Origin of the sequence: Mesorhizobium sp. M7A.F.Ca.CA.004.12.1.1 (assembly GCF_003997835.1) — a bacterium.
Classification (GTDB): Bacteria; Pseudomonadota; Alphaproteobacteria; order Rhizobiales; family Rhizobiaceae; genus Mesorhizobium.
The window spans coordinates 1-6,834 of the sequence record NZ_RZRK01000298.1 but is presented as its reverse complement, the minus strand read 5'-3'; the positions used below and the strand labels follow the sequence as shown (position 1 = coordinate 6,834).

Genomic DNA, 6,834 nt, shown 5'->3' with positions numbered 1-6,834 from the left:
GTATATGGACCAGGTGCGCGGTGTCGGCGCCGACATCATCCTGGGCAACACCTATCATCTGATGCTGCGGCCCGGCGCCGAGCGTGTGGCGCGGCTCGGCGGTTTGCATGAATTCGCCCGCTGGCCGCATCCTATCCTGACCGACAGCGGCGGTTTCCAGGTGATGTCGCTGTCGAAGCTGAGAAAGCTGACCGAAAAGGGCGTCACCTTCCGCTCGCATATCGATGGCGCCGCCTACGAGATGTCGCCGGAGCGTTCGATAGAGATCCAGGGATTGCTCGATTCCGATATCCAGATGCAGCTTGACGAATGCACGGCGCTGCCGGCCGAGATGAAGGAAATCGAGCGCGCCATGGAGCTGTCGTTGCGTTGGGCCGAGCGCTGCAAGACGGCGTTCGGCGATCAGCCGGGCAAGGCGATGTTCGGCATCGTGCAAGGCGGCGACAACGCGGCGCTGCGGGAGCGCTCGGCGCAGGCGCTGAGCGCGATGGAGCTGAAGGGCTATGCGGTCGGCGGCCTGGCCGTCGGCGAACCGCAAGCGGTGATGCTCGAGATGCTCGACATCACCTGCCCGGAACTGCCAGCGGACAAGCCGCGCTATCTGATGGGTGTCGGCACGCCCGACGATATCCTGAAATCGGTGGCGCGCGGCATCGACATGTTCGACTGCGTGATGCCGACACGGGCCGGCCGCCACGGCCTTGCCTATACAAGGCGCGGCAAGGTCAATCTGCGCAACGCCCGCCATGCCGACGATCCACGGCCGCTCGACGAGGAAAGCGACTGCCCGGCCGCCCGGGACTACTCACGCGCCTATCTGCATCATCTGGTGCGCTCGCAAGAAGCGCTCGGTGCTATGCTTTTGACCTGGAACAACCTTTCTTACTATCAAAAGCTGATGCAGGACATCCGCGCTGCGATCGAGACCGGCGCCTTCGAGGCGCGCGGCGCGGAAATCACCGAGGGCTGGGCGAGGGGCGATATCCCGTTGCTGTGAGGCCTCAAGTGCTGAGCGAATTCGAGGCGCGCAGGCTGCAGCCGGTGATCTGGAACGTGCCATCGGGCTGTTGCTGCAACGTGTAGACCGCCTCGTAATCCTTGCCGTCGGGGCCGACGATCAGCACCTGCTGGACGATCGAACCCGGAGCGGTCTCCTCGACCTTGCCGAAGGAATAGGTCCGCGGCTTGCGCACCGGCGGATAGCCGTTGGTCACCATGTTCATGAAGGCATCGACGGTCGGGAAGATCCGCTTCACATTCGGGGCGGCGAAGCTGTAGGCGGTGGCGCCGTCATTGGCGATGAGGGCCTTTAGCTGACTGTCGATGACGGACTGGCCCGCCTTGATCTCGGCATCGCCGGCCAATACCGACGACGCGAAGAGGAATGGAACGACTGCGATTGCGAAAAAGGCGCGGCGCATGGCCTGTCTCCGTTATCCCGCGAAATATCTTCCCTCGAAATGCTGCTGTCCGAAGACACATCATAACATACGCTTGGCAGCGCATCGCGGTTTCAGCGATTGCGAATATTCACTGGCGATCGGTGACAAGTTCCACGCCAGTGGCGGAGTTGCAGCAGGCGGTAGCCTAGGCCCGAGCCGGCTGAGCATTCATTCCAGCGCTTGAAAGCCCGCCTCCAGTCTGCCAGAAGGGCCGCTGGACTTGGACGTTTAGCGGGACGAAGCCATGAAGGCGTTTTTCGTGCAGATCAAATGCGAGCTCGGCAAATCCTATGAGGTTGCCAGCGCGCTTGCCGATGCCGAGATCGCCTCGGAAATCTACTCCACCGCCGGCAATTACGATCTGCTCGCCAAATTCTACGTCGACGACGAGGAAGACGTCGGCCATTTCGTCAATGAGAAGGTGCAGATTCTCCCCGGCATCAAGGACACGTTCACCGTCGTCACGTTTCGCGCTTTCTAGCCTGGAAACGCATTTGCCCGGGCACGAGGCAAAGGCTGATCAAGGTCATATTTCACCTGCCTCAATTTTAGGCAGGCGCAACATACTGATCGCCCGTATCTCCCAAATCACCGATTGCGCTTGATTTTCTCCGGCGACGTCAGTGAAATGGCGTCACAGGGGAGTATGCGATTGGCAGCGTTCGATGAAATGCTTCCGGAAATCTCCGGATTGAGAAGACCGTATTCGGCTTATGATCGCTGGCTGAAGGAGCAGGATCCGGCCAGGCTGACCGAGAAGATGCAGGACGCCGAACGCGTCTTCCGCAAGACCGGCATCACCTTCGCCGTCTATGGCGAGCAGGAAGCTTCCGAGCGGCTGATCCCGTTCGATATCGTTCCACGCATCATTTCAGGCAATGAATGGCGGCGCCTCACGCAGGGCATCGAGCAGCGCGTGCAGGCGCTAAACGCCTTCCTCGACGACATCTACCACCGCCAGGAAATCCTGCGCGCAGGGCGCGTCCCCAGGGAATTGATCGCCAGGAACGAGGCCTTCCTGCCGGAGATGATCGGGGTCAGGCCGCCGGCCGGCGTCTACACCCACATCATCGGCGTCGACATCGTCCGCATCTCGGAGGACGAATTCTACGTGCTGGAGGATAATGCGCGCACACCGTCGGGCGTCTCCTACATGCTGGAGAACCGCGAGACGATGATGCAGCTGTTCCCCGAGCTGTTCCAGAAGATCAAGGTACGGCCGGTGGAAAACTACCCGCAGCTTCTGCGCCAGTCGCTGGCGGCGGTGCGGCCGCAAAGCACCAAGGGCGCGCCGACCATTGCGGTGCTGACGCCCGGCAGCTTCAACTCCGCCTATTTCGAACACGCCTTCCTCGCCGACCAGATGGGCGTGCAGCTGGTCGAAGGCCAGGATCTGCGCGTCGTCGACGGCCATGTCGCGATGCGCACGACCGAAGGCTACAAGCAGATCGATGTGCTCTACCGACGCGTGGACGATTCCTTCCTCGATCCGCTGACCTTCCGACCGGATTCGGCACTCGGCATACCCGGCATCATGGATGTCTATCGGGCCGGCAACATCACCATCGCCAATGCGCCGGGCACCGGCATCGCCGACGACAAGGCGATCTATTCCTACATGCCCGAGATCATCGAATTCTACACCGGCCGCAAGGCGATCCTGGGCAACATCCCAACCTGGCGCTGCTCGGAGCCCGACAGCCTGAAATACGTGCTCGAGCACATCGACGAGCTGGTGATCAAGGAAGTCCATGGTTCCGGCGGCTACGGCATGCTGGTCGGGCCGGCTGCGACCAAGAAGGAATGCGAGACCTTTGCCAAGAAACTCCAGGCAAAACCTTCGAATTACATCGCCCAGCCGACGCTGGCGCTGTCGACATGCCCGATCCTGACGGAAAAGGGGCTGGCGCCGCGCCATGTCGATCTCAGGCCTTATGTGCTGGTCTCCGATCGCATCCAGATCGTGCCCGGCGGCCTCACGCGTGTCGCGCTGAAGGAAGGCTCGCTGGTCGTGAATTCCTCGCAAGGCGGCGGGACGAAAGATACTTGGGTGCTGGATGATTAAAGCGAATAGCGAATAGTGAGTAGCGAATAGGGGAAGGAGGGCAGCAAGACGGCGATCAATTCTTACAGGGACCTAATTGTTTGGAAAGCGGCCGTCGAGTTGGCGGTGGATTGCTATTCGGTAACCAAAGCCTTTCCAAGCAGCGAAATCTACGGGATGACCTCTCAGATGCGGCGGTCTTCCGTATCAATTGCAGCAAACATCGCCGAAGGGCATGGGCGGGAGAGTACGGGATCATTCATTCAATTTCTGCGCATGGCGCAGGGATCTCTCAAAGAGTTGGAAACACACCTGATCTTGTCTGAAAAAGTAGGGTTGATGGTTGAAGCAGAGGTGGTGCGTTTGCTTAGCAAGGCCGATGAGATCGGGAAAATGCTACGTTCCATGATCAGGAGTTTGCAACAAAAATCATGAAGCTGATTTTCCCCTATTCGCTACTCACTATTCGCTATTCGCTCGAAATCGGGGCACGATGATGCTTCTCGGCCGCACCGCCAACGGGCTTTACTGGATGAATCGCTATATCGAGCGGGCGGAGAACATGGCGCGCTTGGTCGATGCCGGTTTGCGCATGGCGCTGACTCGTACCCAGAGTGCCTCGGAAGAGTGGAATTCGGTGCTGCTCAGCGCCGGTTCCGACGTCACCTTCAGCCAGAAATATTCTGACTATACCGCGGCCAACGTCGCCGACTTCCTGTTGCGCGACACGTCGAACCCGTCGAGCACGATGGCGTCGATCGAGACGGCCCGCAACAATGCCCGCATGGTGCGTACCGCGCTGACGCGCGAAACCTGGGAAAGCATCAACGAAGCCTGGATGTCGCTGAAGCGGATGCTGGCCAAGCCGATCGACGAGCGCGACCTGCCCAGCGTACTCGACGCCATCAAGCGCGAGACGGCGCTGATCCGCGGCTCGTTCTACGGCACCATGCTGCGCAACGAGATCTTCGACTTCTCGCAGCTCGGCACTTATGTCGAGCGCGCGGACAACACGGCGCGCATCCTCGACGTGAAATATTATGTGCTGCTGCCGTCGATCTCCTGGGTCGGCTCGACGCTCGACAATTATCAGTGGGAATCGATCCTGCGTTCGGTCTCGGCGCATCGCTCCTATCGCTGGGTCTACGACGCCGATTACAAGCCGACCAACATTGCCGATTATCTGATCCTCAATGTCCGCATGCCGCGCTCGCTGATGTTCTGCTATCGCTTCCTGTCGGAGCATCTGAAATTCCTCGGCGACGATTACGGCGAGCGCCATGCCTGCCACGCAACGGCCGAGAAGACGCAGACAATGCTGAGAGCCGGGTCGATCAAGGGCATATTCGACGCCGGCCTGCATGAATTCCTTGCCAATTTCATTCGCGACAACACCAAACTGGGCGAAGAGATCGCACAAGATTATCGGTTCAATTGAGCATGGTCCCGAAAGGTGGGAGCCGGTTTTCTCAGACAAATGAAACCGTTTGTCCGGAGATCGTGCTCACAAACGGAATAGAAGCATGCGGCTGAAGATCACCCATCGGACCGAATACCGCTACGACGCGCCGGTGCACTATCTGTTGCAGCGGCTGCGGCTGCTTCCGGTCAGCGGGTCGACGCAGACCGTTCTGTCCTGGGCCTTGACCATCGAAGGCGCGCGCGAAGAAGTTCGCTTTGTCGACCATTTCGGCAATGACACAAGGCTGCTAAGCGTCGAGGGCGAGCGCGACTTCATCACGGTGGAAGCATCAGGCGAAGTGGTGACACGCGACACCGCGGGTGTCTCGGGGCCGCACCAGGGCTTTACGCCGCTCTGGCTGTACAGCCATGAGACGCCATTGACGGTGATCGGCAGCGGTATCCGCGAACTCGCCGCATCGGTCGGCAAGGGCAGCGACATCGAAAGGCTGCACCGGCTGATGGCTGTCATCGGCGAGCGCGTTGTCTACACGCCCGGCACCACCAGTGCGACGACGCCGGCGGAGGAAGCCTTGGCGCTGAAAACCGGGGTCTGCCAGGATCATACCCATATCTTTGCCGCCGCGGCGCGTGCCATGGGCTTTCCGGCCCGCTATGTCAGCGGCTATCTGATGCTGGAAGCCACGGTCGAGCAGGCGGCCAGCCATGCCTGGGCCGAGGCGCATGTTTCGGGTCTCGGCTGGGTTGCCTTCGATGCCGCCAATGGCATTTCACCCGACGAGCGTTATGTAAAGGTGGCAACGGGCCGCGATTACCGCGACGCCACGCCGGTGTCGGGAATTCGGCTGGGACAGGCGGAAGAACAGCTTGCGGTCACCGTCACGGTGGAGCAGTAATCCTCGCAAGATTGCTGCCGAGCGATTCATCGTTTCAAGGAAACGCCGAACCGCTCTATCCCCTTGTTTTAACGCAATTCCGGACGGAAAACCGCTTCACACTTTTCCTGGAATTGCTCTAGAAGAGATTCCATGACCTATTGCGTTGGCCTGAAGATCGATCGCGGGCTCGTGTTCATGTCGGACACGCGTACCAATGCAGGCATGGATTCCATCTCCACCTTTCGCAAGATGCATGTCTGGGAAGAGCCGGGCGAGCGCGTCATCGTTTTGATGTCGGCGGGCAATCTGGCGACGACGCAGGCCGTGGTCAGCCTGCTCGACGAGCGCACCAAGGCGATCTCCGAAAGACATTCCACGCTGCTCGAAACGCCGTCGATGTACCAAACGGTCCGCATTGTTGGCGACACGGTCAAGGAGGTCATCGCCAATTCGTCATCCGCTGGCGAGAAGGCGGATTCCTATTTCAATGCGTCCTTCATCCTCGGCGGTCAGATCAAGGGCAGCGAGCCGCGCCTGTTCATGATCTATCCCGAAGGCAATTTCATCGAATCGACCGATGACACGCCGTTTTTCCAGATCGGCGAGACCAAATACGGCAAGCCGATCATCATCCGCGCCTACGAAAAGACGATGAGCCTCGCCGAGACGGTGAAGCTGCTTTTGGTGTCGTTCGATTCGACGTTGAAGTCGAACCTGTCCGTCGGCTTGCCGCTCGACCTGCTGTTCCTGGAGAAGGACGCCTTCAAGGTCGGATTGAAGAAGCGGATCGGCCAGGACGACCAGTATTACCGCACGATCTCCGACGGCTGGTCGAATGCGCTGAAGACGGCCTTTGCCAGCCTGCCGGATTTCCCGGGCTGAGGCGTGCGGCATCCGTTGTCGGTTGCGTCTATTTCACGCGTTAATTAATAAAGAGACCAGCCGCGATGGATGGTGGCGGTCGATCATGTCGGGAGGACAGGATGAACAACGATGATTTCCGGCAATGGTCGCGCCGCGCCGCCGACTGGGGCGCCGACTACCGCAA

8 protein-coding genes are annotated in these 6,834 nt (G+C 59.9%); 7 read left to right on the top strand and 1 reads right to left on the bottom strand.

Annotation, left to right across the window (positions count from 1 at the left end):
• Positions 1-997: tRNA guanosine(34) transglycosylase Tgt (gene tgt, locus EN984_RS17015; RefSeq protein WP_127383840.1), on the top strand; the 997-nt coding region annotated here is incomplete at its 5' end.
• A gap of 4 nt (positions 998-1,001) precedes the next feature.
• Here tgt and EN984_RS17010 read toward each other — a convergent pair.
• Entirely contained in the window at positions 1,002-1,421 is a 420-nt protein-coding gene (locus EN984_RS17010) for a DUF4864 domain-containing protein (protein ID WP_127269463.1), read from the bottom strand.
• 265 nt (positions 1,422-1,686) lie between these two features.
• Between EN984_RS17010 and EN984_RS17005 the strand changes: the two genes are divergently transcribed.
• The 6 genes from EN984_RS17005 to EN984_RS16980 all read left to right on the top strand — a co-directional run bounded on the left by EN984_RS17005 (position 1,687) and on the right by EN984_RS16980 (position 6,668).
• Positions 1,687-1,923: an Lrp/AsnC family transcriptional regulator gene (locus EN984_RS17005; protein ID WP_010909609.1), complete on the top strand. Its 237-nt coding sequence runs from the start codon at positions 1,687-1,689 to the stop codon at positions 1,921-1,923.
• Positions 1,924-2,094: 171 nt separating this feature from the next.
• Positions 2,095-3,507 (top strand): circularly permuted type 2 ATP-grasp protein, encoded by a 1,413-nt coding sequence (locus EN984_RS17000; protein ID WP_164749460.1) that lies wholly within the window; start codon positions 2,095-2,097, stop codon positions 3,505-3,507.
• A gap of 54 nt (positions 3,508-3,561) precedes the next feature.
• Positions 3,562-3,921, top strand: coding sequence for a four helix bundle protein (locus tag EN984_RS16995; protein WP_127270768.1), 360 nt, complete (start codon positions 3,562-3,564; stop codon positions 3,919-3,921).
• Positions 3,922-3,982: 61 nt separating this feature from the next.
• On the top strand, positions 3,983-4,924 hold the full coding sequence (locus EN984_RS16990) for an alpha-E domain-containing protein (protein ID WP_027036710.1): 942 nt from the start codon (positions 3,983-3,985) through the stop codon (positions 4,922-4,924).
• A gap of 85 nt (positions 4,925-5,009) precedes the next feature.
• Positions 5,010-5,804 (top strand): transglutaminase family protein, encoded by a 795-nt coding sequence (locus tag EN984_RS16985; protein WP_127273300.1) that lies wholly within the window; start codon positions 5,010-5,012, stop codon positions 5,802-5,804.
• A 132-nt stretch (positions 5,805-5,936) separates the two neighbouring features.
• Positions 5,937-6,668, top strand: coding sequence for a peptidase (locus tag EN984_RS16980; RefSeq protein WP_127271775.1), 732 nt, complete (start codon positions 5,937-5,939; stop codon positions 6,666-6,668).
• Positions 6,669-6,834: the final 166 nt, after the last annotated feature.

Bases quoted from the DNA above. Each gene is read 5' to 3' on its own strand.
- EN984_RS16980 (WP_127271775.1), top strand. From the start codon at position 5,937: ATGACCTATTGCGTTGGCCTGAAGATCGATCGCGGGCTCGTGTTCATG.
- EN984_RS17010 (WP_127269463.1), bottom strand. From the start codon at position 1,421: ATGCGCCGCGCCTTTTTCGCAATCGCAGTCGTTCCATTCCTCTTCGCG.
- EN984_RS16985 (WP_127273300.1), top strand. From the start codon at position 5,010: ATGCGGCTGAAGATCACCCATCGGACCGAATACCGCTACGACGCGCCG.
- EN984_RS16990 (WP_027036710.1), top strand. From the start codon at position 3,983: ATGCTTCTCGGCCGCACCGCCAACGGGCTTTACTGGATGAATCGCTAT.
- EN984_RS17005 (WP_010909609.1), top strand. From the start codon at position 1,687: ATGAAGGCGTTTTTCGTGCAGATCAAATGCGAGCTCGGCAAATCCTAT.